This window comes from Rhizobium sp. YJ-22, from assembly GCF_029601685.1.
Taxonomy (GTDB): Bacteria; Pseudomonadota; Alphaproteobacteria; order Rhizobiales; family Rhizobiaceae; genus Metarhizobium.
The window spans coordinates 355708-380348 of sequence record NZ_JARRIR010000005.1; the positions used below are offsets into that span (position 1 = coordinate 355708).

The following is a 24641-nucleotide window of genomic DNA, read 5'->3' on the forward strand; positions in this document are numbered from 1 at the left end:
GCCTATGATTCGAGGTTGCCTATTCCAGCCTCCGCGCACCAGTCGCGCAAGGGGGTGAGCGCCGGATGGGCCAGCGCCGTGCGCAGATAGGTCAGCGTGCGCGGCATATGCTTCATGTAGCCGGGTTTCTTGTCGCGCTGCATCAGCCGCACCCAGAGGCCGGCGAGCTTGCAATTGCGCTGCGCCGCCATGATCGCATAGGTCGCCGCAAAGCTTTCCGCATCGAAGCCCGGCGCTTGCGCCCGCCTCTCGTCAAGATAAGCCTGCATCAGCCGTGCGCCAAGGGCGGGATCGATGGTGACGCGCGCATCCTGCACCAGCGAGGCGAGGTCATAGGCCGTCGGGCCGATCATCGCATCCTGGAAATCGATGAGGCCGATGCGCTGTAAGCCGCTTTTCCGTCCCCGCCAGATGAGATTGGGCGAATGGAAATCGCGCAGCAACAGATGGGTTTCCGCCGTCTCCAGCCGGTCGATCAAGCCGTCCCAGATCGCCTCATAGGCGCGGCGCTCACTGTCGCTTGCCGGCTCGCCGTCGCGTTTCCACGGCAGATGCCAGTCGATCAGCAGCCGCGCTTCCATCTTCATCGCGGTGCGGTCGAAATCGGGAATGCGGTGGGTGTGATCCGCCGTCACCGCGATTTCGCGCGGGCGCGGCGCGGCGTGCAGGGCGGCGAGGCAGCGGGCGCTTTCGAGATAACGCTCGGCAATCGGTTCGCCGTCCGCGTCCAGCACGCCGTCCTGGCCGAGATCGTCCATCAGCAGGAAGCCGCGCGCATAGTCCACCGCCAGGATCTCCGGCGCGGCAAAGCCGTTTTCGCGGAGATAATGGTCGATGGCGACGAAGGGGTAGGCGTTTTCGGCGATATGCGCCACTTTCGGATAGGGTTTTCCATCCAGCACCGGCGGACTTTCCGGCAGCGGCGGCCAGTCCATCAGGATCAGGCGTTCGCCGTTTTCCACCGGCAGGTATTCATAGGCGCGCATCGAGGCGTCGCCGGTGAGATAGCGGCGCGGCGTCTCGGCATGGCCGTTGGCGGCAAGAAAGGCTCGCATCGCCAGCACCCTTTCGATGCGGGAATGCTGCGGCTCGGATGCCTCGATCACCGCCAGACGGCCGTCGCCGTCCTGGGTCAGCGTCAGACGAATCCGGCTAAGCGGCAACTCGTCGCCGGCCATTTCCGGCCATTCCACCAGGCAGATGCCGAGGCCAAGCGCCTCCTCGAAGCCGAGTTCGTCGATCTCCGAGGCGTCGCCCATGCGGTAGAAATCGAAATGCGAGACGGGGATGCGCAACTCGTAGGACTGGACGAGCGTAAAGGTCGGGCTCGGCACTTCCAGATCGGCATCGTCGGCCATGGCGCGCAGGAAGGCGCGCGCCAGCGTCGATTTCCCGGCCCCGAGATCGCCCGTCAAGGCCAGGCAATCGCCGGGCTTCAAGGCCAGCGCCAGGTCTTCGCCGAGCCGGATGGTCGCGGCTTCGTCGGCAAGGCGGATACACAGCGCTTCGGTCATTCGGCGGCCGCGACCTGCGACAGCTCGCCGGAGGGAATGCGGCAGGTGACAAGCGTGCCTTCGCCGGGCTGGCTGTCGATGCCGACCTTGCCCTTGTGCAGGCTAACGAAGCTTTCGACGATGGACAGGCCGAGGCCGGCGCCGCTGCGCTTGCCGCCGCGATTTCCAGTCGAAAAGCGGTCGAAGACCGCTTGCAGAATTTCCTTGGGAATGCCCGGGCCCTTGTCGGCGACGGTGAATACGAAATCCGTGCCCTCGCGCCAGCAGGTCAGCGCAACCGACGAGCCCTCAGGGGCGAAATTGGCGGCATTGGTGAGCAGCTTGAGCAGGATCTGCTTCAGCCGTTGCTGGTCGGCGACCAGCGTGCCGAGATTGGCGGGCGCGGTGATTTCCAGCGTCACGCCGCTTTCCTGCAGCCGGTCGGCGATCTGGATCGAGACGTCGTCCAGCATGTCGTCCAGCGAGATCTGCGCATAGTTGAGCTGCATGATGCCGGCATCGACGGTGGCAAGGTCGAGAATGTCGTTGACGATGGTCAGCAGCACTGAGGACGAGGTGGAGATATGGTCGACATATTCCGCCTGCCGGGCATTGAGATCGCCGACCCCCGGCGTCTTCAAAAGGTCGGTGAAGCCGATGATGTTGGTCAGCGGCGAGCGCAGCTCGTAGGAGACGTGCTGCACGAAATCGTTCTTCAGCGCGTCGGCCTTGCGCAGCGCTTCGTTCTTTTCGGTGAGTGCCCGCTCGGCGCGGACGCTGTCGGTCATGTTGACGAAGGTCAGCATGGTCTGGGCGTTCGGCAACGGAATGACGGCATAGTCGAGCACCAGACCGGTATACAGCTCCAGCGTGCCCTGCAGCGAAGGCCGCTCATCATCGAAACTGGTGATCATCTGGCCGAAGCGGCGCCAGCCATCCGGCTGGTCGTAGGAGGGCGTGCAGGCGGCCTCGACCGCGCGGATATGGGTGCCGGGCTTCGAATCGGCCTCGGTGACGCCCCACAGCGCCCGGAAGGCGGGATTGCAGAGCTTGATCCGGCCATCGGGGCCGAACACGGCAACGCCTTCGGAGAGGTGGTCGATGGTTTCGCCCTGAACCTTCACCAGGGTATTGTAGCGGGTTTCGAGATCGACCTGTTCGGTGAGGTTTTCGAACACCCAGGTGGCGCCGCCCTGCGGATGGGCGGTGGCGAAGACGCGCAGCGTCTGGCCGTTCGGCAGGTGCCAGAGGTCCGATTGCGTGTCGAGCGCGCGATAGACCGAAAGGGCGTTTTCCTTCCAGGTTTTCCAGCTCAGCTGCTCCGGCAGCTTGTGGGCGGCGCGCAGCCGGTCGAGCAATTCGCTGTTGTCCGGCTTCGATTCGAGGAAGGCGAAATCAAGCCCCCAGAGCTGTACGAAAGCCTGGTTGTAGAATTGCAGACGGCGGTCGCCGTCGAAAATGGCGACGGGTGTCGCCAGATGGTCGAGCGTCTCGGCATGGGCCTTGAGGGTACGCTTCAATTCCTCGCGCACGGCTTCGACTTCGGAAACGTCGACCGCCATGCCGGCGGAGCCGTCGCGGCTCTTGACGTCGACGACATCGAAGAAGGTGCGGTTGCCGCGCACCACGGTGGAAATCTTGTCATGGAAGGGCGATTCGGGGGTGGCGGAGGCGCGGATGCGCTCGCGCGCCACGGCGCTGAGGAATTCGCGGCCCTCACGGATCGCATCCTGTGGCGAGGGTGCCTCGACGGCCTCGCCATAGGCCTCGTTGACCCAGATCAGATTGCCGTCCTGATCGCGCTGCCAGACGGGAAGGTCTATGGCGTCGAGCAGGGTCTGGAAGGCGTTCATCGAGGCGAGCAGCCGGTCGCGCTCGATCTTCAGTTCGGCCAGTTCCGCGCGCAGGTTGTTGAGTGCGATGAAACGGACAAAGGCGCGGCCTCCGGAAACCCGGCCTTGCGCCTCCAGCACTTCCTCGCGCTGGGTCTCGACCACCATGTCGAAGCTTTCGGCCTGGCCGCGCAGGCGCTCGATCGCCTTTTCCAGCTCGCCGGCCGAATGGCTCTTCAGCCAGCGGCCGAAGGCGAGGAAATCGCGATCCTGCTGTGGCGCGCCGGTTTCGACCGGAAGCTGGCCGAGGAATTCCGGGGAAGCGCCGGCGCCATCCCAGACGACGATGCGGCGGTTCTTGTCGGCGATCAGCGAATGGTAGCGGGAAATCGTCTGGTTGGCGTCGGAAAGCGCTGCCCGCGTCTCGCGGCTTTCGTTCTCGATATTGCCCTTCTGGCGGATCAGCCAGATAGCGGAGAGCAGCGCGGCGGAAATCACGCCGATGACCAGCGACGAGGTGACCATTTCGGCGGAGGTGAACAGCCGGGCCGTGACCGCCTCCTCGACCTCGACGGCGGCAAAGGCGACGCCGGAGAATCCCGACAGCGCCGTCGCGGACAGGAAGCCGGTCCGCAGACGCTTGCGCCAACGCATCCAGCCACCGCTGCGGGCGGCCACGCGCATACGGGACGGAGACTTTCCGTCCTGAGCGCCCACACCCTCGCAAGTGTCGTCACCCAAGCCTGCCCGCATGGACAGGCAGCTTTTCACATCCGCCATTTCCGGTCTGTCTCCGTCCTTCGTGCCGCATCATCCGACAAGACATCCGATTGCCGCGACACCGGTCGAAAAGACCGATTCCCGCGAATCAAGTCCCAAAACAATACTGTTTCGCGCCATGGGCGGGAAGGGATTCGTCCAAAAAAGAGGCCGCCTTCCCGTTTCGGGAAGGCGGCCACCAGATGTTGTTCATGGATCGTTAGCGATCAATATCTGTAGTGTTCGGCCTTGAAAGGACCCTGCTTTTCGACGCCGATATAGGCGGCCTGGGTGTCGCTCAGTTCGGTGAGCCTTGCGCCAAGCTTTTCGAGGTGCAGGCGGGCGACCTTCTCGTCGAGATGCTTGGGCAGGATGTAGACCTGGTTCTTGTATTCTGCCCCCTTGGTGAACAGCTCGATCTGGCCGAGCACCTGGTTGGTGAACGACGCCGACATCACGAAGGACGGGTGGCCGGTGGCGTTGCCGAGGTTCAGCAGGCGGCCTTCCGAGAGAAGGATCATGCGGTTGCCCTTGGGGAACTCGATGAGGTCGACCTGCGGCTTGACGTTGGTCCATTTCAGGTTGCGCAGCGCGGCGACCTGGATTTCATTGTCGAAGTGGCCGATATTGCCGACGATCGCCATGTCCTTCATCTCGCGCATATGCTCGATGCGGATGACGTCCTTGTTGCCGGTGGTGGTGATGAAGATATCGGCGGACGAGACGACGTCTTCGAGCTGCACGACCTCAAAACCGTCCATGGCGGCCTGCAGGGCGCAGATCGGATCGATTTCCGTGACCTTGACGCGAGCGCCGGCGCCGCGAAGCGAGGCAGCCGAACCCTTGCCGACATCGCCGTAACCGCAGACGACGGCGACCTTGCCGGCCATCATCACGTCGGTGCCGCGGCGGATGCCATCGACCAGCGATTCCTTGCAGCCGTACTTGTTGTCGAACTTCGACTTGGTGACCGAATCGTTGACGTTGATTGCCGGGAAGGGCAGCAGGCCCTTTTCGGCAAGCTGGTAGAGGCGATGCACGCCCGTGGTGGTTTCCTCGGTCACGCCCTTGATGGCGTCGCGCTGCTTCGTGAACCAGCCCGGCGATGCCTTGAGGCGCTTCTTGATCTGGGCGACGAGGATTTCTTCTTCCTCGGAGCCGGGGCTCGACAGCACGTCCTCACCGGCTTCGGCGCGGGCGCCGAGCAGGATGTACATGGTGGCGTCGCCGCCATCGTCGAGGATCATGTTGGAGACGCCGCCGTCCGCCCACTGGAAGATCTTGTCGGTATATTCCCAATACTGCTCAAGCGTTTCGCCCTTGACGGCGAAGACCGGAACGCCGGTCGCGGCGATGGCGGCGGCGGCATGGTCCTGGGTCGAGAAGATGTTGCACGAGGCCCAGCGAACCTCGGCGCCGAGCGCGGTCAGCGTCTCGATCAGCACGGCGGTCTGGATGGTCATGTGCAGCGAGCCGGAGATGCGCGCGCCCTTCAACGGCTTGGAGGCGCCGAATTCGCTGCGGCAGGCCATCAGGCCCGGCATTTCGGTTTCGGCGATATCGAGTTCCTTGCGACCGAAATCGGCAAGGCCGATATCCGCGACGATGTAATCCTTGTCAGTGCTCATGAAGCGCTCCCACTGGGCTGGCCGCCGTCGCGCTTCATCGATGAGCGGACGCGGCAATTCCTTCCGTCGAAACGGACGATGCGTCCCGTCTATCAGGCTTTGGGGATCAAGGCAATATTGATATAAAGAGGTCTTTATATGTTTATATGGCTAAGGTTTATATCTCTTCACCGAACCGGTCGCGGATCAGCGCGTCGATGGCTTCCAATGCTTCGGCGGCCTGGTTGCCGCAGGCATTGACGAGAATGGTGGTGCCGGGACTGGCGGCGAGCATCATCAGCCCCATGATCGAGGTGCCGCCAACGGTCATGCCGTCCTTTGAAACCGTGATGGTGGCGTCGTAGCCGTCGACCGTCTGAACGAATTTGGCGGAGGCGCGGGCGTGCAGGCCGCGTTTGTTGATGATCAAAAGTTCCCGCGTATGCGTCATGGAGCTCCGTCGTTCGTCCGTTATTTGCCGCTGAGAACGCGGCTTGCCACGTTGATGTACTTGCGTCCGGCTTCGGAAGCCTCCACCAGCGCCTTTTCCATATTATTCTCGCCGCGCACGCCGGCAAGCTTGATCAGCATCGGCAGGTTGACGCCGGCGATGACCTCGATATGGCCGCTGCTCATCGCCGAAATCGCCAGATTGGACGGGGTGCCGCCGAACATGTCGGTCAGAATGACGACGCCGAAACCTTCATCGGCCCGTCCGACCGCGTCGAGGATATCCTGCCGACGCTGGTCCATGTCGTCTTCCGGGCCGATGCAGATCGTCTCGATCAACTTTTGTGGACCGACCACATGCTCCACGGCATGACGAAACTCCTCTGCCAGCTTGCCATGAGTGACAAGCACAAGTCCGATCATGATTATTCTGCTCCCTGCATCCGCAAACAGGTGGCTGAGATATCGCAATGCAACAATCTCGTCCACCGCCGGGCGCACATCTTGGCAGCGAAAAGCCGAAGTGCAAGCCCAAAAGCATGAGTCGAGACCTTCGTCGGGGCCTCAGGAGGGCGCTTTGCCGTTAAACGGAATGAAGGCGGCCAGTATCGCCAGCGGGTCGGGAGCGCGCCCCGAAAGGCGGATCAGCGGCAGGATCGCCTCCGGCGTCAGCTCCAGATCCTCCGCCTCCGGTGGCAGCCGCTCTGCCTCGGCAAGGTCGACGGGCAGCACCGCGTAGTGCAGGACGGCCGGCGCCAGCGTCTCGACGGTGACGATGCCGCTGCCGCGCAGTTCGATCAGGCCGGCGATGGTGGCGGGCGGGCGGGCGAGCACCTGTCCGTTGCGAACCGAAACCATCGTCTGATCGTCGGCGACCAGCGCCGAAAACAGCCCGAGCCGACGCGCGGCCGCCAAACAGGTGAAGGCGAGGGTGGATTTGCCGCTGCCCGCGGGACCGACGAAGATCAGGCCTTGCGTGCCGACGACGATGGCGGTGCCGTGAATATTGACCTCGGCCATGTCACGCCACCTGCTCGGCCGGCAGCGTCAGGGTGAAGCGTGCGCCGCGCACCGCGCCGTCCTGGTCGACGACGTTTTCCGCCTTCAGCGTGCCGCCATGCGCCTCGGCGATCTGGCGGCTGATCGACAGGCCGAGGCCGGAATTCTGCCCGAAACCTTCGGATTCCGGACGGTCGGTGTAGAAACGTTCGAAGATGCGGTCGATGTCCTCGGCCTGGATGCCGGGACCGTTGTCCTCGACGACGACGATGCAGCGGCTGCGCGAGCGCGACAGGCGCACCGAGATGCGGCCGCTGTCGACCGGCACGAAGGAGCGGGCGTTCTCGATCAGGTTGGTGACGATCTGGCCGAGGCGCAGGTCATGGCCGCTGACGGTGAAGCCGGCCTTGACGCCCGGCTTGCGCTCCACAGTGAAATCCACCGTCACCGGTTTCTTGCTGGAGCGGATCTGGCGGGAGATTTCCACGAGATTGCCGAGCAGGATTTCGAGATCGACGCTCCTCGCATCGGAGCGCGCCAGCTCCGCATCGAGGCGCGAGGCGTCGGAAATGTCGGAGATCAGCCGGTCGAGGCGGCGCACATCGTGCTGGATGACGTCCATCAGCCGCTGCTTCGATTCGTCGCTGCGCGCGAGCGGCAGCGTTTCGACGGCGCTGCGCAGCGAGGTCAGTGGGTTCTTCAGCTCGTGGCTGACATCGGCGGCGAAACTTTCGATGGCGTCGATGCGGTCGTAAAGCGCCGTCGTCATCTCGCGCAAGGCCACGGAAAGATTGCCGATTTCGTCCTGGCGGGCGGAGAAGTCGGGGATTTCCTCGCGCGTCTTCGCGCCGCGCCGCACGCGCACGGCGGCAGCGGCCAGACGGCGCAGCGGCGTGGCGATGGTCGAGGAGAGCAACAGCGACAGCACGACGTTGACCAGCGTCGCGACCCCGAAGACGCGCATGATGGCAAGGCGCTCGGCATGGACGATCTTGTCGATATCGCCGGCCTGCGTCGACAGCAGCAGCACGCCGAGCACGGCGCGAAACCGCTGGACCGGCACGGCGACCGAGACGATCAGCTCGCCCTTTTCGGTGACGCGCACCACGGCGCCGCGCACGCCGGTGAGCGCATTCATCACTTCCGGATAGATCGAGCCGTCGCCGCCGGGCATTTCCTTGTAGAGCGGCAGGTTGCCGGGCTGCAGGATCTTGTTGAACCAGCCGGCCGCCCAGGCGCCCCAGCCGGCCTGCTCGTCCTCGACCGGCGGCAGGTCGAAGCGCAGCACCTGGCCGCGCGAATAGAGATGGCGCGAATCGAGCAGCAGGTTGGCGTCGGCGTCGAAGATGCGGGCGCGCGTGCGCGTCGGCGAGATCAGCCGGCGCAACACGGGGGCGACGCGCTCGGGATCGATGGGGAATTCCAGATCCTCGTCGTTGGGGATCGGGGTGATGCTCTGGCCGGCCTGCAGTTCGAGCAGCTTTTCCGGGTCGATGGTGATCGAATTGGTATCGACCGAGGCCGAGGCCGAAATCGCGCCGGCGATGATTTCGCCCTGGGTCAGCAGACTCTCGACGCGGGCGTCGATCAGGCCTTCGCGGAACTGGTTGAGATAAAGAATGCCGCCGACCAGGACCAGGAGCGCCGCGAGATTGAAGAACAGGATGCGGCGCGTCAGGCTGGAAAAGACGGCATTGCCGAAGACGCGGCGGATCAGCGTGAAGGGATGCGCCCAGTAGCGCCGGCCGCCGCGTGGCGGCGCAGCCCCTTCATTGTCGTCGATATCGCTGTCCAGCGGCACGGTTGCCAAGTCGAATGCCTCCCGCAGCAGCCTGTCTCATATCGCTGCCGCTGCGTGCATGAAAAATCTGCCGGTGTCAGGCGGCTTCGCGGAAGCGGTAGCCGACGCCGTACAGAGTTTCAATCATATCGAAGTCGTTGTCGACGATTTTGAACTTCTTGCGCAGCCGCTTGATATGGCTGTCGATGGTGCGGTCGTCGACATAGACCTGCTCGTCATAGGCCGCATCCATCAGCGCGTCACGACTTTTCACCACGCCCGGGCGCTGCGCCAGCGAATGCAGGATGAGGAATTCCGTGACCGTCAGCGTCACCGGTTCGCCCTTCCAGGTGCAGGTGTGGCGTTCCTGGTCCATGACGAGCTGGCCGCGCTCGAGCGAGCGTGCCTGCTGCGGCTGGCCAGGCTTGGGGCTGGCTGCGGCAGCAGCCGCGTTCTCGCGGTTCTGGGCGCGGCGCAGCACCGCCTTGACGCGCTCGACCAGCAGCCGCTGCGAGAACGGCTTGGTGATGAAATCGTCGGCGCCCATCTTCAGGCCGAACAATTCGTCGATCTCCTCGTCCTTGGAAGTGAGGAAGATCACCGGCAGATCGGACTTTTGCCGCAGGCGGCGCAGGAGTTCCATGCCGTCCATGCGCGGCATCTTGATGTCGAAGATCGCGAGCTGCGGCGGCCGGGCCAGCAGGCCGTCGAGGGCGGAGGCGCCGTCCGTATAGGTTTCCACCTTGTAGCCTTCCGCTTCGAGGGCAATCGATACCGAAGTCAAAATGTTTCGGTCGTCGTCAACGAGCGCGATGGTCAGCATGATCAGGGTCTCCGTCTGGAATATGGCCTCGCCATTGCACCCGGCAGAGTGCGTGCATCACGGCGATTGCGCGCTTCATGGGGATAAAGGTGGAACAAATTGTGGCGGAGGGGAAGAGGCAACAGCGTCGCCGGGCGCAACCCTGTTCTGAAAAGCCCCGGATTCGACGCGACGGCGGCTCGGATGTAAACGATTTAAATGAAACAAATTTTTTTTAAATCGATTAATATATTGATTTTACTGTATTTTTCTCAAAGCTATCTTGTCATGTTTTAAATCTGCTTCTATTTTCGCGGCAGATTTTCAATCAGCCATCGTGTTGGCGGAGGAAGCAGCATGCAAGAAATCGGCGTTCACAATCCCGATCACAAGATCGCACAGGCAGGTCTCGGCGGCGCCGCGCATGTCTTCTACAACCTCACCGAGGCCCCGCTCTACGAAGAAGCGATTCGCCGCGGCGAGGCGGAACTGACGGCGGACGGAGCGCTGCGGGCGCTCACCGGCCAGCATACCGGCCGCTCCGCCAAGGACAAGTTCGTCGTGCGTGACGATGAGACGGAGAACGTCATCTGGTGGGACAACAACAAGCCGATGTCGCGCGCCCATTTCGAGGTGCTGCATCGCGACATGCTGGCCCATGCCGAAGGCGCCACGCTGTTCGTGCAGGATCTCGTCGGCGGCGCCGATGCCGGCCACGCGCTGCCTTCGCGCATCGTCACGGAATTCGCCTGGCATTCGCTGTTCATCCGCAACCTGCTGATCCGCCCGGAGCGTGAGGCACTGAAAAGCTTCGTGCCGAAGCTGACGATCATCGACTTGCCGAGCTTCCGCGCCGATCCCGAGCGCCATGGCTGCCGGACGGAAACGGTGATCGCCTGCGACCTGACCAACGGTCTCATCCTGATCGGCGGCACCTCCTATGCCGGCGAGATGAAGAAGTCGGTGTTCACCGCGTTGAACTACCTGCTGCCTGCTAAGGGCGTGATGCCGATGCACTGCTCCGCCAATGTCGGTCCGGCCGGCGATACCGCGGTATTCTTCGGCCTGTCCGGCACCGGCAAGACGACGCTGTCGGCCGACCCCTCGCGCACGCTGATCGGCGACGACGAGCATGGCTGGAGCGAAGAGGGCGTCTTCAATTTCGAAGGCGGCTGCTACGCCAAGACCATCCGCCTCTCGGCCGAGGCCGAGCCGGAAATCTACGCCACGACCAAGCGTTTCGGCACGGTGCTCGAAAACGTCGTCCTCGACGACGAGCGCCGCCCGGACTTCGACGACGGCTCGCTGACCGAGAACACACGCTGCGCCTATCCGCTGTATTTCATCCCGAATGCCTCGGACACCGGCCGCGCGCCGCATCCGAAGACGATCATCATGCTGACGGCCGATGCCTTCGGCGTGCTGCCGCCGATCGCCAAGCTGACGCCGGAACAGGCCATGTACCACTTCCTTTCCGGTTACACCGCCAAGGTCGCCGGCACGGAAAAGGGCGTGACCGAGCCGGAGGCCACCTTCTCGACCTGCTTCGGCGCGCCGTTCATGCCGCGCCACCCGGCTGAATATGGCAACCTGCTGAAGGAACTGATCAGCCGCCATGGCGTCGATTGCTGGCTGGTCAACACCGGCTGGACCGGCGGCGCCTACGGCACCGGCCGCCGCATGCCGATCAAGGCGACGCGCGCCATGCTGGCCGCTGCCCTTGACGGCACGCTGAAGAATGCCGAGTTCCGCACCGACGCCAATTTCGGCATCGCGGTTCCGCGTTCGCTCGACGGCGTCGACGGCGCCCTGCTCGATCCGCGCTCGACCTGGGCCGACGCCGCCGCCTACGACGCGCAAGCGCGAAAACTGGTCGACATGTTCGTCGCCAATTTCGCCAAGTTCGAATCCCATGTCGACGGCAAGGTGCGCGACGCCGCGCCCGCCGTGCGGATCGCCGCCGAATAAGCCGGCCAAGCCAGGTGATTCACGTGAAACTCGGTCGCGAAAGCGGCCGGGTTTTTGCGTCTGGCGGCAATTTTGCCGGATTGCGTGAAACCGGCAGATGTTTTACGCGATTCTCTTCGACAAGGACAACGAACAGACTACGGCCATGGCAAGCGAACCGCTCTATATCGACGACCGCATCACCATCGCGGGCTGGGAACTGACCGAGCAGTTCGTGCTGGCCGGCGGGGCGGGGGGACAGCACGTCAACAAGGTTTCGACCGCCGTCCAGTTGTTCTTCAACATCGCCAATTCTCCCGCGCTCAACGAGCGCGTCAAGCGCAACGCCCTGGTGCTCGCCGGCCGGCGCGCCTCCAAGGACGGCACGCTGATGATCGAGGCCAGCCGTTCCCGCAGCCAGGACCGCAACCGTGAAGAGGCGCGCGAGCGTCTGAAGGAGTTGATCCTCGAAGCCGCCAAGCCGCCGCCGCCGCCGCGCAAGAAGACAAGGCCGACGCGCGGCTCGGTCGAGCGCCGGCTGAAGGAAAAGGCCGGCCGCTCCGACGTCAAGAAGATGCGCGGGCGCCCGAGCGGCGGCGATTAAGGCATTTCCAGCAGAAGTGCGAAGCGTTTTCGCGTTCGTTGCGCAAGACAGGGTTTGGAATCCGGCTAGGATGGATAGGGACCAGAAATCGATGATCGTTTTGCCGGGTGGCGTCCGCCGCTATCCCGGCTATCTCGACCGCGCCGAACAGGAGGCGCTGGTCGAGGTGGTCCGGCAGGTGGTCTCCGTGGCGCCGCTCTATGTGCCGGTGATGCCGCGCAGCGGCCAGCCGATGTCGGTGCGCATGACCAATTGCGGGACGCTCGGCTGGGTGACGGATCGCGATCGCGGCTATCGCTACCAGGAGACCCATCCAGTGACCGGCGCTCCCTGGCCGCCGCTGCCGCAGCGCCTCATGGAGATCTGGCGCGATGTCGGCGAGACGCCGCTGGAGCCGGAAGCCTGCCTGGTCAATTTCTATTCCGACGAAGCGCGCATGGGCCTGCACCAGGATCGCGACGAGCGCGAATTTTCGGCGCCGGTCGTGTCGATTTCGCTGGGAAATGCCTGCCTGTTCCGCATCGGTGGCCTGGAGCGCAAGGACAGGACGACGTCGGTGCGGTTGGAAAGCGGCGATATCGTCGTGCTCGGCGGCGACAGCCGCCTGCTGTTTCACGGCGTCGACCGCATCTATCCCAACACCTCGACGCTGCTGAAGAATGGCGGCCGGATCAATCTCACCCTGCGGCGGGTGAATCCAGCTCAATAAAGCAATTCCGGAAAAAGCGTGAAGCGGTTTTGTGCCCGTAATGGCGTAAAAGGTTTACAGCTTGCGCAACGCCACCGTCTCGATCAGGTGGTTGTCGCCCTTGCGCAGGATGAGGTCGGCGCGCGGCCGGGTCGGCAGGATGTTGCGGCGCAGGTTTTTCAGGTTGATGTTCTGCCACAGGCCTTCGGCCGTCTCCAGCGCATCCTCCTCGCTGATCGAGGCATAGCGGTGAAAGTAGGAGGAGGGATCGCGGAAGGCTGTCTGGCGCAGGCGCATGAAGCGCGTCACGTACCAGTCGTGAATCCGGTCCTCGTCGGCATCGATATAGATCGAGAAATCGAAGAAATCCGAGACCATCGGCACGATCTTGCCATCGGCCGGCAGGTCGCGCGATTGCAGCACGTTGATGCCTTCGAAGATCAGAATGTCCGGCCGGTCGATGGTGCGGAATTCGTCCGGCAGCACGTCATAGGTCATGTGCGAATAGAGCGGCGCCTGCACGTTCGGCTGGCCGGCCTTGATCGCCGAAAGGAAGCGCAGGATCGCGGTCGTGTCGTAGCTTTCGGGAAAACCCTTGCGGTTCATCAGATTGTCCCGCTGCAAAATGGCGTTCGGGAACAGGAAGCCGTCGGTGGTGATCAGGTCCACTTTCGGGCTCGACGGCCAGCGCGCCAACAGCTCTTTCAGCACGCGGGCGGTGGTCGATTTTCCCACGGCCACTGAGCCGGCAATGCCGATGACGAAGGGCGTCTTGGCCGCGCCGGAGAGATTGAGGAAGCGATTGCGCTGCTGGAACAGCAGTTGCGAGGATTCCACATGCGAGGAGAGCAGTCGCGACAGCGACAGGTAGATGCGCCGCACCTCCTTGAGATCGATCGGGTCGCCGAGGGATCGCAGCCGGCTCACTTCATCCGCCGTCAGGGTCAAAGGCGTGTCGGCCCGGAATTTCGCCCATTCGTCGGATGTGAAGAAATGATAGGGCGAAAAACTGTTGGCCTGGAAGTGATCGAGCGCTTCGGGCACTGCGATATCCTTGGTGACGATGGTCATGACGGTTGCCGGCCTGCCTTTTCCGTGAGGCCGGATTGTCCGGTGCGCCGTTCTAGCTCCGCCAGCACTGCGGCGAGCGGAATATCGGCGATCTTCAGCACGACGAGCAGGTGATAGAGCAGATCGGCCGCCTCGTATCTGAGATTGTCGCGATCGTCGGCGATGGCGGCGATCACCGTTTCGACCGCCTCCTCGCCGAGCTTCTTGGCGGCCTTGGGCTGGCCGGCCGCGACAAGTTTCGCCGTCCAGGACTCTTCCGGCGGCGCCTTGGCGCGCTCCGCGACGATGGTTTCCAGGTCGGAAAGGGAAAATCCGCTCATGATCGCGCCTCAATCCAGCCGCATGGGAATGCCGTGATCGGACATATATGCCTTGGCCTGGCCAATGGTGAATGTTCCGAAGTGGAAGATCGATGCGGCGAGCACCGCGGTCGCATGGCCGTCGCGCACGCCGGCGACGAGATCGTCGAGCGAGCCGACGCCGCCGGATGCGATCACCGGCACGCGCACCGAATCGGCGATGCGCCGCGTCAGCTCGATATCGTAGCCGCTCTTGGTGCCGTCGCGGTCCATCGAGGTGACCAGCAATTCGCCCGCGCCGCGCTCCACCATCTTGATCGCAAACTCGATTGCGTCGATGCCCGTCGGCTTGCGGCCGCCATGGGTGAAGATTTCCCAACGCGGTGCTTCGTCGGCTACCGAAACCCGCTTCGCGTCGATGGAAACGACGATGCACTGGTTGCCGAACTTGTCGGCGGCTTCGGCCACGAAATCCGGGTTGTTCACCGCCGCGGAATTGATCGACACCTTGTCGGCGCCGCAGAGCAGCAGCCTGCGGATATCGGCAGTGGCGCGCACGCCGCCGCCGACCGTCAGCGGCATGAAGCAATGCTCGGCGGTGCGGGTGACGACGTCGAAGATCGTGTCGCGATTGTCGGAGGAGGCGGTGATGTCGAGGAAACAGAGCTCGTCGGCCCCGGCAGCGTCATAGGCCTTGGCCGCCTCGACCGGATCGCCGGCATCGATCAAGTCGACGAAATTGACGCCCTTCACGACGCGGCCGTCCTTGACATCGAGACAGGGGATGACACGGGCTTTGAGGGTCATTTACGCGGCCTCCCTTGCGGCCTTGATCAGCGCCAGCGCTTCGGCCGGATCGATGCGGCCATCATACAGCGCCCGGCCGGAAATCGCGCCTTCCAGTTTGGCGGCATCGGGCTGAATCATCCGGCGGATGTCGTCCAGCGAGGCGAGTCCGCCGGAGGCGATCACCGGGATGGAAACGGCATCGGCCAGTTCCAGCGTCGAGGCCCAGTTGATGCCGGCGAGAATGCCGTCGCGGTCGATGTCGGTATAGATGATCGCGGCGACGCCGGCGCCCTCGAATTTCTTCGCCAGCTCGATGACGCCGAGCTCGGAGCCTTCCGCCCAGCCTTCGACCGCCACCTTGCCGCCCTTGGCGTCGATGCCGACGGCGACCTTGCCGGGAAAGCGCTTGCAGGCTTCGATGACGAGTGCGGGATCGCGCACGGCCACCGTGCCGAGGATGACGCGGGCGAGACCGCGCGCCAGCCAGCGTTCGATATGCTCCAGCGTGCGGATGCCGCCGCCGAGCTGCACCGGATTTTTGGTGGCCTTGAGGATCGCGTCGACCGCATCGCCGTTGACCGACTGGCCGGCAAAAGCGCCGTTGAGATCGACCACATGCAGCCATTCGAAGCCCTGATCCTCGAAGGCTTTCGCTTGTGCTGCGGGATCGGGATTGTAGACGGTCGCCTGGTTCATGTCGCCGAGCTTGAGGCGCACGCACTGGCCGTCCTTGAGGTCGATGGCGGGGAAAAGGATCATGTCTTGGACCTCGCTTAGAGCATTTCCAGGAAAAGTGGATACCCGTTTCCGACCGGAAATGCGATAAAACAAAGAGTTGGAGCGTTTTCGCGATTCGAAGAAAAGAGGAAATGCTCTAGGGCGCCCAGCGCAGGAAATTGGCGATCAGGTCGAGCCCGAGTTTTTGGCTTTTCTCGGGGTGGAACTGCGCGCCCGCCTTGTTGTCGCGGGCGACGAAAGCGGTCATCGGCCCGCCGTAATCGGTGGTGGCGACGACATCTTGCGGCTGGGCGGCGGCCAGATGGTAGGAATGCACGAAATAGGCGTGCAGCCCGTCCGGGCCGGTCGGGATGCCTTCGAACAGCGGATGGGCGCTCGCAAGCGTAAGCGTGTTCCAGCCGATCTGCGGGATTTTCAGCGTGGGATCGGCGGGCGTCATCTCGACGACGTCGCCCGCAATCCAGCCGAGGCCTTGGGTGATCGTCTTTTCCAGCCCGCGCGACGACATCAGCTGCATGCCGACGCAGATGCCGAGGAAGGGGCGGGCCTTGGCCTCGACCGCCTCGATGAGCGCTTGGCTCATGCCGTTGACGGCATCGAGGCCGCGGCGGCAATCGGCATAGGCGCCGACGCCGGGCAGCACGACGCGGTCGGCGATGGCGACGTTTTCCGGCCTGTCCGTCAGGTCGATATGGGCGTCGATCCCGGCTTCGCGGGCGGCGCGCTCGAAGGCCTTCGTCGCCGAGCGCAGGTTTCCGGAACCGTAATCGATGATTGCGACGCGCATCAGCGTCCTCCGTCAAAATCGAGTAGGCCGAGCGCGGAACTGGCGGCGCGGCGTGCGTTGTTCGGCGCGGGCAACGCGCTCCAGTCGGGGCCGGATGGCGTGGCGGCTGCCGTTGCCGGATCGTTGAAATAGAGTTCCTCGGCCGTGTCGATATCGTCGGCGACGACGATTCCGTCGAGCGTCCAGTCCTTGCGTTCGAGATCGCCGGCGACAAGGCTCGGCCCTTCCAGTGCCACGAGCATGGACACGGCCACGGCCAATGCCAGGCCGGCAAAGAAAAGACCGGGCTGCCGGGCGATGGTGATCGCCAGCACCTGCAGGATCAGCGCCAGAGCGCCGCTGAACCAAAGCCGTTTGCCCAGCAGCCAGAGCCCCGGAAACAGGAAGGCGATCAGCGAAAAACCGTCACGGACGAAACGGGTGCGGGCGTGATCGGCTTCCGGCCCGCCCGGCGGCGTCAAGACGAGATAGCTTGCCATGTCGTTGCCTTGCCCCGTGTGTCACGGATTGCTTCAGACAAGCGTGCCCTTCGTGGAAGGAACGCGCCCTGCCTGGCGTGGATCGATCTCCGTCGCGGTGCGCAGCACGCGGGCGACGGCCTTGAAGCAGGTTTCGGCGATGTGATGGTTGTTGGCGCCGTAATGGTTCATCACATGCAGCGTCATGCCGGCATTCTGGGCCAGCGCCTGGAAGAATTCGCGCACCAGCTCGGTATCAAAGGTGCCGATCTTCGGGGCGCTGAAATTGACGTTCCAGACGAGGAAGGGGCGGCCGGAAAGATCGACGCCGGCCTTGGTCATCGTCTCGTCCATGACGAGGTCGAGCGAGGCATAGCGCGTGATGCCGCGCCGGTCGCCGAGCGCCTTGGCGATGGCCTGGCCGATGGCGATGCCGGTGTCTTCGACCGCATGGTGGTCGTCGACATGCAGGTCGCCCTTGGTCTCGATTTCCATGTCGATGAGCGAATGTCGGCAAAGCTGGTCGAGCATATGGTCGAAGAAGCCGACGCCGGTCGAAATCCTGGCGATGCCGCTGCCGTCGAGATTGACGGAGACGGAAACCGAGGTTTCGTTGGTCGTGCGGGAAATGCTCGCGCTGCGGCTTTGCTTGTTATCGGCCATCGCAGACTCCACTGATAGACGGTTGCCGCTCCATATCAGGCACCGCCCCAAGAATCCAGCGCGAAGGGGCAAAAGCGGTACGGTTGCGAGGATGGGATTGTGACGGACGTTTTTCAACGGATTGTAATCGCGCCGGCACCGCTTACATAGGCCTCAAACGCTGCCCTGTCGGGCGGCAGGAAGGGCCGGCAGGACCGGCGGAAAAGGTGTTCGATGACAACGATTATTACGGTTCGAAAGGGCGGCAAGGTGGTGCTGGCCGGCGACGGCCAGGTCAGCCTCGGCCAGACGGTCATGAAGGGCAATGCCCGCAAGGTGCGGCGCATCGGCAAGGGCGACGTGATCGCCGGTTTCGCCGGTGCGACGGCCGATGCCTTCACGCTGCTGGAGCGCCTCGAAAAGAAGCTCGACCAGTATCCAGGGCAATTGATGCGCGCCGCCGTCGAGCTTGCCAAGGACTGGCGCACCGACAAATACCTGCGCAATCTCGAAGCGATGATGATCGTCGCCGACAGGACGATAACGCTTGCGATCACCGGCAATGGCGACGTGCTGGAGCCCGAGCATGGGGTGATGGCGATCGGTTCGGGCGGCAATTATGCCCTCGCCGCCGCGCGCGCGCTCATCGATACGGACCAGTCGGCCGAAGAAATCGCCCGCAAGGCCCTCGATATCGCCGCCGATATCTGCGTCTATACCAATCACAATCTGGTGGTCGAAACGCTCGACGCCGAATAACTTCTTCTTTTGAGGCGATTGCCGCTTTCGGGATCGCCGGAGACAGACGATATGACGACTTTTTCCCCCCGCGAAATCGTGTCGGAACTCGACCGTTTCATCATCGGCCAGCATGAGGCCAAGCGCGCGGTGGCGATTGCGCTGCGCAACCGCTGGCGCCGCCAGCAGCTCGACGCGGATCTGCGCGACGAGGTCATGCCCAAGAACATCCTGATGATCGGCCCGACCGGCGTCGGCAAGACCGAGATCTCGCGCCGCCTCGCCAAGCTGGCCGGCGCGCCCTTCATCAAGGTTGAAGCCACCAAGTTCACCGAGGTCGGTTATGTCGGCCGCGACGTCGAGCAGATCGTGCGCGATCTCGTTGAGATCGGCATCGGCCTGGTGCGCGAGAAGAAGCGCGCCGACGTCCAGGCCAAGGCCCATGCCAGCGCCGAGGAGCGCGTTCTCGATGCGCTGGTCGGCTCGACGGCTTCGCCTGCCACCCGCGACAGCTTTCGCAAGAAGCTGCGCGACGGCCAGCTCGACGATAAGGAAATCGAGATCGAGATCGCCGACAGCGGCTCCGGCATGCCGGGCTTCGAGATTCCGGGCATGCCCGGCGCCAATATCGGCGTGTTGAACCTGTCGGACATGTTCGGCAAGGCGATGGGCGGGCGTACCAAGCGGGTCAAGACCACGGTTCGTGAAAGCTACAAGGAACTGATTCGCGACGAATCCGACAAGCTGATCGACAATGAGGCGATCAGCCGCGAGGCCGTGCGCTCGGTCGAGAACGACGGCATCGTCTTCCTCGACGAAATCGACAAGATCGCCGCCCGCGATGGCGGCATGGGCGCCGGCGTCTCCCGCGAAGGCGTGCAGCGCGACCTGCTGCCGCTGGTCGAGGGCACCACGGTTTCGACCAAATACGGGCCGGTGAAGACCGATCACATCCTTTTCATCGCGTCCGGCGCTTTCCATGTCTCCAAGCCTTCGGACCTGTTGCCGGAACTGCAAGGCCGCCTGCCGATCCGCGTCGAGCTGAAGCCGCTGACCAAGGAAGATTTCCGCCGCATCCTGACGGAGACCGAGGCCAGCCTCATCCGCCAGTATATCGCGCTGATGGGCACCGAGGATCTGACGCTCGAATTCACCGAGGACGCCATCGATGCGCTCGCCGATGTCGCCGTGCATCTCAACAGCTCGGTGGAAAACATCGGCGCCCGCCGCCTGCAGACGGTGATGGAGCGCGTGCTCGACGAAATCTCCTTCGCCGCGCCCGACAAGGGCGGCCAGTCGGTGACCATAGACGAAGCCTATGTGCGCGAGCATGTCGGCGACCTCGCTCGCAACACCGACCTGTCCAGGTTCATTCTCTAAACCTGAAATTGGCGGCGCTTCACGTGATTCATAATCGCGTGAAGCGCCGCCGCGAGTGCCGAACGGCACTCGACAGCCGGGCCGGTTCCTCGTATGGAGAGGCCCGCTGGCTCGAGACGTCCCGATCCGCCGGGCTTTTGACGCGCTGTGTCAAGAACCACTTTCGCCAGGATCGGCACCGCTGGAAGGAATGCTGACATGCGGCGCTTTGCCTTTTCCCTGCTGATTTCCTGCGCGCTGCTGGCGCCGACGCTGTCGCATGCTGCGACCATGGTGCCCTCTGGCAATCGCAATGCCGAGCAGCCGGCCATACCGGGCGCCTCCGTGCGCCGCACCAAGGCGGGCAAGACCAGTTTCGATCAGAAATACGAGAAGATCCGCGACCTGCTGGCCTCGGACAAGAAGCTGATCGCCAAGATCAAGTCGACGGCCAACGCCTATGGCATCGCGCCGATCCATATCGTCGGCGCGCTGGTCGGCGAGCATACCTACAATGTCGATGCCTATGACCGGCTGCAATCCTATTACGTCAAGGCCGCCTCCTATGCCGGCAACAGTTTCCGCTTCGCCTATGACGGGGAATCGATCGCCGATTTCATCAAGCGGCCGGAATTTGCCGGCTGCAAGGGCGATTCCTATGAGCTGTGGACCTGCCGCGAGGATATCTGGGACGCGAAGTTCCGGGGTAAGAGCGTCGGCGGCAAGAGTTATCCCGACAACCGGTTCAGTGCGGTCTTCTTCCAGCCCTTCTATGCCGGCCAGACGTTCGGGCTCGGCCAGGTCAATCCGCTGACGGCGTTGATGATGTCCGATATGGTGTCGCGCACCTCCGGCCTGCCGAAGCTCGATGAGAACGATGCCGGCGAGGTCTATCGCGCCATCATGGATCCGGACCAGTCGCTGGCCTTTACCGCTGCGATCATCCGCAAATCCATCGACGACTATCGTAAGATCGCCGGCATGGATATTTCGCGGAACCCGGGCCTGACCGCGACGCTTTATAATATCGGCAATTCGAAAGCCCGCGCCCGGGCGCTTGCCGCGAAAAATGCCGGCGGGGCGACCGTCTGGCCGGAAGAGAATTATTACGGCTGGCTGATCAACGACAAGCTGGCCGAGTTGCAAGCCCTGCTCTGACGGATCCTCACAAGGGATCGGCCGGGCGGATGAAGAAAGGCTGATCCATGGACATGCGTCCAGACCCCTTCGAGCCGCCGGCCCCGATTCCGCGCAGCACGCCGCCGTCGCGGCTGGAGATCGTGCGCACCGTCATGCGCAATCCGCTGGAACTCTGGGGCGTGCCGTCCTACACGCTGCCGTGGATTTACACCGAATTTTTTCGTGAGCGGACACTGATCGTCAACGATCCCGGCCTCATCCGCCATGTGCTAGTCGATAATGTCGGCAATTACTGCATGTCGGAGATCCGGCAATTGCTGCTGCGGCCCATCCTGCGCGACGGGCTGCTGACCGCCGAAGGCGAGGTGTGGAAACGCTCGCGAAAAGCCATGGCCCCGGTCTTCACCCCCCGCCATGCCAAAGGTTTCGCCGGGCAGATGCTGCGCCAGTCCGAACTCTATGCGCGGAAATACGAAGGGTCGGACAGCGCGATCCATGACCTCTCGGTCGATATGACGGAACTGGCCTTCGCCATCCTCTCCGACACGCTGTTTTCCGGCCAGATCGCCACCAAATCGGAAAAATTCTCCGACGATGTCGACCAGTTGCTGCACCGCATGGGCCGTGTCGATCCCATGGACCTGTTGCGCGCCCCGCCCTGGGTGCCCCGCCTGACACGCATTGGCGGCCGGAAAGTGCTGGCCAAATTCCGCGGCATCGTCGCCGATACCATGGCGATGCGGCTGGAGGCGATGCAGCGCGACCCGGCGAGCGTTCCCGGCGATTTCCTGACGCTGCTTCTGGAACAGGCCGGTCCCGAGGGCCTGACCATGGACGAGATCGAGGACAATATCCTCACCTTCATCGGCGCCGGCCATGAGACCACGGCCCGCGCGCTCGCCTGGACGCTCTATTGCGTCGCCAACACCCCCGATTTCCGCGACCGGATGGAAGCGGAGATCGACGCGGTTCTGGACGAGGGGGCCGAGCCGGTCGACTGGCTGGACCGGATGCCGCATGTGCGCGCTGCCTTTGAGGAGGCGCTGCGGCTCTATCCGCCGGCGCCCTCGATCAATCGCGCCGCCATCGACCGCGATATGTGGAAAAGCCCGGACGGCAAGACGCTGGTGATCGAGCCCGGCGTCACCATCCTAATTATGCCCTGGACGCTGCATCGCCATGAGCTCTATTGGGAAAAGCCGCGCGCCTTCCTGCCCGAGCGTTTTCTGCCGGAAAATCGAGGCAAGATCGGCCGCTTCCAGTTCCTGCCCTTCGGCGCCGGCCCGCGCGTGTGCATCGGCGCGACCTTCGCGCTGCAGGAGGCGGTGATCGCGCTCGCGGTGCTGATGCGCCGTTTCCGCTTCGACGTGACGCCGGAGACGAACCCGTGGCCGGTGCAGAAACTGACGACCCAGCCGGCTGAAGGCCTGCCGATGCGCGTCAGCGTAAGGCCGAGACCGTGAGCAAATGTTTCACGTGAAATGTTTTGTCGCTTGCCGGCCATCCTCTCCCTGTCCTAACAGCGTAGATCATAAGGATCTCTTCTCGTCGTTTTGGGGATGACAGCGCGTGACCTCGCAATACATGCTCGGCATCGATACCGGCGGCACCTATACCGATGCGGTGCTTTTTCATGAAACCGAAGGCGTGGTGGCCAAGGCGAAATCGCTGACCACCCGGCACGACCTCGCCGTCGGCATTTCGGGGGCCGTCCAGGCGGTGCTGGAGCAGGCTGCTGCCCCGGTGTCCGCCATCAACCTCGTGTCGCTGTCGACGACGCTGGCGACCAATGCGCTGGTCGAAGGGCAGGGCGGCCGCGCCGGCCTTGTCATGGTCGGCTTCGGCCCCGAGGATCTCAAGCGCGACGGCCTTGCCGAAGCGCTCGGCAACGATCCGGTCATCTTCGTACCCGGCGGCCATGACGTGCATGGCAACGAGACGCCGCTCGATCTCTCCGTGCTCGATGCGGCGCTGCCGGAACTGGCGAAAAACGTCTCCTCCTTCGCCGTCGCCGGCTATTTTGCCGTCCGTAATCCGTCGCATGAGATCCGCGTGCGCCAGCGTATCCGTGAGATCTCGCATCTGCCGGTCACTTGCAGCCATGAACTCTCCTCGAAGCTCGGCGGCCCGCGCCGGGCGTTGACGACGCTGCTCAATGCCAGGCTGGTCTCGATGATCGACCGACTGGTCGGCGCCTGCGAGGATTTTTTGATTCGCCACGGCATCGATGCGCCGATGATGGTGGTGCGCGGAGACGGCGCGCTGATCGCCGCCAGCGAAGCCAAGGTGCGGCCCATCGAGACCATTCTCTCCGGCCCGGCCGCCAGCCTCGTCGGCGCGCAATATCTGACCGGCCTCGACAACGGCGTTGTCTCGGATATCGGCGGTACCACGACGGACGTCGCGGTGCTGGAAAACGGCCGCCCGCGCCTCGACGCCGAAGGCGCCGTGGTCGGCGGTTATCGCACCATGGTCGAGGCGGTCGCCATGCGCACCTATGGCCTCGGCGGCGATTCGGAGGTGCATGTCAACGACCGTGGCCTGACTGCCAGCTTCCGGCTCGGTCCACGCCGCCTGCTGCCGCTCAGCCTCGCCGCCGCGCTGCATGGCGATGCCATCCTCTCCGTGCTCGAACGCCAGAAGCGCAGCCCGCATGTCGGCCGCCATGACGGCCGCTTCGCGGTGCGCACCGGCGTTCCCGATCATCTGGCAAGCGGCCTTCAGGCGGGCGAACAGGCTTTGTTCAACCGCATCGGCAAGGTGCCGGTGGCGCTGGAGGATCTGCTGACCACGACGCCGCAGAAGGCGACGCTCGACCGTCTCGTGGCCCGCGGCCTCGTGCATCTCTGCGGCATCACCCCCTCCGACGCCATGCATGTGCTCGGCCGGCAGGCGCAGTGGAATGCGGAGGCCGCAAGGCTCGGGCTGGAACTCGCCATGCGCATCAAGGACGGCAGCGCCCGGCCGATTGCCGCAACGGCGGAGGAACTGGCCGACAAGATCGTCGCGCGGTTGACGCGCCAGTCCGGCGAGGTCATCCTCGCCGCCTGTCTTGCCGAGGACGGCGCCGAGATCGACCCGTCGAAATCCAATGCCGTCGACCGCGCCCTGAAGCGCGCCGAGGGCATTGTCCGCTTCGCAGTCGCGCTCGACCGGCCGCTGATCGGCCTCGGCGCTTCGGCCCCGGTCTATTATCCCGCGATTGCCGAGTTGCTGGGGGCCGATTCGGCCATTCCCGCCGATGCCGATGTCGCCAATGCCATCGGCGCGGTCGTCGGCCAGGTGCGCGCCGCCGCATCCGTCTTCGTCACCATGCCGGAGGAGGGCATCTATATCGTCAACGGCGCCGGCGGCAGCGTCCGGCTGCTGGACGAGGCGGAAAGCTTTGCCTTGGCGCGCGCGCGCGCCAGCGAAGCGGCGCTGGCGCAGGCCCGCCAGAATGGCGCGGAGGATCCGGTCGTCAACCTGCTGGAGGATATCGCCGCCCCGGAGATCGAGGGCCAGCGCAAGCTGGTTGAGGCGCGTTTCATCGCCACCGCCAGCGGCCGGCCGCGCATCGCCCATCACTGATCCCATCGCCGGCCGGGCTATTTTTTCCCTGCCGGCGAAAATCTTTGTCATCCTTGCCGAATTGACTATCAATCAAGCTTGCGCATTTT

General features: G+C 63.9%; 23 protein-coding genes. 8 read left to right on the forward strand and 15 right to left on the reverse strand.

Going from position 1 to position 24641, the window contains the following annotated elements:
• Positions 1–2: 2 nt before the first annotated feature.
• From tsaE to P7F60_RS14815, 8 genes are all read right to left on the reverse strand, one after another.
• A complete protein-coding gene (gene tsaE / locus P7F60_RS14780) occupies positions 3–1514 on the reverse strand; it encodes a tRNA (adenosine(37)-N6)-threonylcarbamoyltransferase complex ATPase subunit type 1 TsaE (RefSeq protein WP_277918494.1) in 1512 nt (503 codons plus the stop codon).
• Positions 1511–4009 (reverse strand): PAS domain-containing sensor histidine kinase, encoded by a 2499-nt coding sequence (locus P7F60_RS14785; RefSeq protein WP_277918495.1) that lies wholly within the window; start codon positions 4007–4009, stop codon positions 1511–1513. The genes tsaE and P7F60_RS14785 overlap by 4 nt, the downstream gene beginning before the upstream one ends.
• Before the next feature lie 302 nt (positions 4010–4311).
• Positions 4312–5712: an adenosylhomocysteinase gene (gene ahcY / locus P7F60_RS14790; RefSeq protein ID WP_277918496.1), complete on the reverse strand. Its 1401-nt coding sequence runs from the start codon at positions 5710–5712 to the stop codon at positions 4312–4314.
• 157 nt (positions 5713–5869) lie between these two features.
• On the reverse strand, positions 5870–6142 hold the full coding sequence (locus P7F60_RS14795) for an HPr family phosphocarrier protein (protein ID WP_277918497.1): 273 nt from the start codon (positions 6140–6142) through the stop codon (positions 5870–5872).
• 20 nt (positions 6143–6162) lie between these two features.
• Complete coding sequence (locus tag P7F60_RS14800; protein ID WP_277918498.1) at positions 6163–6564, reverse strand: PTS sugar transporter subunit IIA; 402 nt, start codon at positions 6562–6564, stop codon at positions 6163–6165.
• A 141-nt stretch (positions 6565–6705) separates the two neighbouring features.
• Complete coding sequence (locus P7F60_RS14805; RefSeq protein WP_277918499.1) at positions 6706–7161, reverse strand: HPr kinase/phosphorylase; 456 nt, start codon at positions 7159–7161, stop codon at positions 6706–6708.
• Position 7162: 1 nt separating this feature from the next.
• Positions 7163–8941, reverse strand: a complete 1779-nt coding sequence (locus P7F60_RS14810) for a sensor histidine kinase (protein ID WP_277918534.1) — start codon at positions 8939–8941, stop codon at positions 7163–7165.
• A 76-nt stretch (positions 8942–9017) separates the two neighbouring features.
• Positions 9018–9743, reverse strand: a complete 726-nt coding sequence (locus P7F60_RS14815; RefSeq protein WP_277918500.1) for a response regulator transcription factor — start codon at positions 9741–9743, stop codon at positions 9018–9020.
• Between the two features lie 336 nt (positions 9744–10079).
• Between P7F60_RS14815 and P7F60_RS14820 the strand changes: the two genes are divergently transcribed.
• The 3 genes from P7F60_RS14820 to P7F60_RS14830 all read left to right on the forward strand — a co-directional run bounded on the left by P7F60_RS14820 (position 10080) and on the right by P7F60_RS14830 (position 12982).
• Positions 10080–11690 (forward strand): phosphoenolpyruvate carboxykinase, encoded by a 1611-nt coding sequence (locus P7F60_RS14820; RefSeq protein ID WP_277918501.1) that lies wholly within the window; start codon positions 10080–10082, stop codon positions 11688–11690.
• Positions 11691–11835: 145 nt separating this feature from the next.
• Positions 11836–12273: an alternative ribosome rescue aminoacyl-tRNA hydrolase ArfB gene (gene arfB / locus P7F60_RS14825; RefSeq protein WP_277918535.1), complete on the forward strand. Its 438-nt coding sequence runs from the start codon at positions 11836–11838 to the stop codon at positions 12271–12273.
• 91 nt (positions 12274–12364) lie between these two features.
• Positions 12365–12982: an alpha-ketoglutarate-dependent dioxygenase AlkB gene (locus tag P7F60_RS14830; protein WP_277918536.1), complete on the forward strand. Its 618-nt coding sequence runs from the start codon at positions 12365–12367 to the stop codon at positions 12980–12982.
• Between the two features lie 54 nt (positions 12983–13036).
• Here P7F60_RS14830 and coaA read toward each other — a convergent pair whose 3' ends face one another.
• From coaA to hisB, 7 genes are all read right to left on the reverse strand, one after another.
• Positions 13037–14032, reverse strand: coding sequence for a type I pantothenate kinase (gene coaA, locus P7F60_RS14835; RefSeq protein ID WP_277918502.1), 996 nt, complete (start codon positions 14030–14032; stop codon positions 13037–13039).
• Positions 14029–14352: a phosphoribosyl-ATP diphosphatase gene (locus P7F60_RS14840; protein WP_277918503.1), complete on the reverse strand. Its 324-nt coding sequence runs from the start codon at positions 14350–14352 to the stop codon at positions 14029–14031. Before P7F60_RS14840 ends, coaA begins: the two co-directional genes overlap by 4 nt.
• Positions 14353–14361: 9 nt before the next feature.
• Positions 14362–15138 carry an imidazole glycerol phosphate synthase subunit HisF gene (gene hisF, locus P7F60_RS14845; RefSeq protein WP_277918504.1) on the reverse strand — a complete coding sequence of 259 codons (777 nt, stop codon included), beginning with the start codon at positions 15136–15138 and terminating at the stop codon, positions 14362–14364.
• Positions 15139–15879 (reverse strand): 1-(5-phosphoribosyl)-5-[(5-phosphoribosylamino)methylideneamino]imidazole-4-carboxamide isomerase, encoded by a 741-nt coding sequence (gene hisA / locus P7F60_RS14850; RefSeq protein ID WP_277918505.1) that lies wholly within the window; start codon positions 15877–15879, stop codon positions 15139–15141.
• A 115-nt stretch (positions 15880–15994) separates the two neighbouring features.
• Entirely contained in the window at positions 15995–16645 is a 651-nt protein-coding gene (gene hisH / locus P7F60_RS14855; RefSeq protein WP_277918506.1) for an imidazole glycerol phosphate synthase subunit HisH, read from the reverse strand.
• On the reverse strand, positions 16645–17124 hold the full coding sequence (locus tag P7F60_RS14860; RefSeq protein ID WP_277918507.1) for a DUF2628 domain-containing protein: 480 nt from the start codon (positions 17122–17124) through the stop codon (positions 16645–16647). The genes hisH and P7F60_RS14860 overlap by 1 nt, the downstream gene beginning before the upstream one ends.
• A gap of 33 nt (positions 17125–17157) precedes the next feature.
• On the reverse strand, positions 17158–17766 hold the full coding sequence (hisB, locus tag P7F60_RS14865; protein ID WP_277918508.1) for an imidazoleglycerol-phosphate dehydratase HisB: 609 nt from the start codon (positions 17764–17766) through the stop codon (positions 17158–17160).
• A 213-nt stretch (positions 17767–17979) separates the two neighbouring features.
• Between hisB and hslV the strand changes: the two genes are divergently transcribed.
• The 5 genes from hslV (at position 17980) to P7F60_RS14890 (ending at position 24552) form a co-directional block, all read left to right on the forward strand.
• Entirely contained in the window at positions 17980–18504 is a 525-nt protein-coding gene (gene hslV, locus P7F60_RS14870) for an ATP-dependent protease subunit HslV (protein WP_277918509.1), read from the forward strand.
• 51 nt (positions 18505–18555) lie between these two features.
• Positions 18556–19863 (forward strand): ATP-dependent protease ATPase subunit HslU, encoded by a 1308-nt coding sequence (hslU, locus tag P7F60_RS14875; protein ID WP_277918510.1) that lies wholly within the window; start codon positions 18556–18558, stop codon positions 19861–19863.
• A 198-nt stretch (positions 19864–20061) separates the two neighbouring features.
• Positions 20062–21000 (forward strand): DUF1402 family protein, encoded by a 939-nt coding sequence (locus P7F60_RS14880; protein WP_277918511.1) that lies wholly within the window; start codon positions 20062–20064, stop codon positions 20998–21000.
• A gap of 47 nt (positions 21001–21047) precedes the next feature.
• A complete protein-coding gene (locus P7F60_RS14885; RefSeq protein ID WP_277918512.1) occupies positions 21048–22445 on the forward strand; it encodes a cytochrome P450 in 1398 nt (465 codons plus the stop codon).
• Positions 22446–22551: 106 nt separating this feature from the next.
• Complete coding sequence (locus tag P7F60_RS14890; RefSeq protein WP_277918513.1) at positions 22552–24552, forward strand: hydantoinase/oxoprolinase family protein; 2001 nt, start codon at positions 22552–22554, stop codon at positions 24550–24552.
• The last annotated feature ends 89 nt before the right edge of the window (positions 24553–24641 follow it).